Source organism: Bartonella queenslandensis AUST/NH15 (assembly GCF_000312585.1).
In the GTDB taxonomy this organism is placed as follows: Bacteria; Pseudomonadota; Alphaproteobacteria; order Rhizobiales; family Rhizobiaceae; genus Bartonella; species Bartonella queenslandensis_A.
This window is the reverse complement of sequence record NZ_HE998083.1, coordinates 1-713: the sequence shown is the minus strand read 5'-3', so window position 1 is coordinate 713 and position 713 is coordinate 1. Positions and strand designations below refer to the sequence as shown.

Annotated in this window: 2 protein-coding genes; both read left to right on the top strand. The window is 33.5% G+C overall.

Annotated elements, in window-relative coordinates; all coding sequences use genetic code 11:
* The first annotated feature begins 156 nt into the window (after window positions 1–156).
* A complete protein-coding gene (locus BN338_RS09450) occupies window positions 157–429 on the top strand; it encodes a type II toxin-antitoxin system RelB/DinJ family antitoxin (RefSeq protein ID WP_039761567.1) in 273 nt (90 codons plus the stop codon).
* A complete protein-coding gene (locus tag BN338_RS09445) occupies window positions 429–698 on the top strand; it encodes a type II toxin-antitoxin system RelE/ParE family toxin (protein WP_039761565.1) in 270 nt (89 codons plus the stop codon). The genes BN338_RS09450 and BN338_RS09445 overlap by 1 nt, the downstream gene beginning before the upstream one ends.
* Window positions 699–713 lie beyond the last annotated feature (15 nt).

The window sequence follows — 713 nt, the reverse complement described above, 5'->3', positions numbered from 1 at the left end:
CGATAAAGTTCTTGCAACAGAAACATATACAAGAGCAAAACAATGTGATGGCGCGTGCAAAATCAAAAGATGTGATACGGTAAGGAACCTAAAGCATTAAAAACTTGTTACTATAGCCCAAATGGGCTATAGTAAAAAAACAGAGGAGGTTTACTTATGAATACAGTAGTGGATTCAAGAGATGTCGTGCGAGCACGCATAGATAAGAATTTAAAAAAAGAAGCGCATGAAATATTAGCAACTCTAGGACTTACGGTGTCTGATTTTATGCGGATTGCTTTAACTAAAGTTGTCAATGAAAAAGGACTGCCGTTTGATATGTATGTTCCTAATGCAAAAACACTTGAGACTTTTGAGAAAAGTGAAAGAGGAGAAGATATATATATAGCTAAAGATATGGATGATTTGTTTCGTGATTTGGGTATTTAATGTTTCAGGTAATTCGTTCAAATCAATTTAAACGCGACCTTAAAATGGTTGCTAAGCGTGGGAAAGATTTGGGCAAAATTAAAAAAGTAATGCTGTTATTAGAGCAAAGAGAGCCATTACCTTTACGTTATAAAGATCATTCGCTTAAAGCAAATTGGCAGGGTTTTAGGAATATACATATTGAGCCAGATTGGCTTTTAATTTATAAAATTACTAGTAATCAATTACGATTTGAGCGTACAGGAACGCATTCAGATTTGTTTAATTGACTTATATGTTTTTAA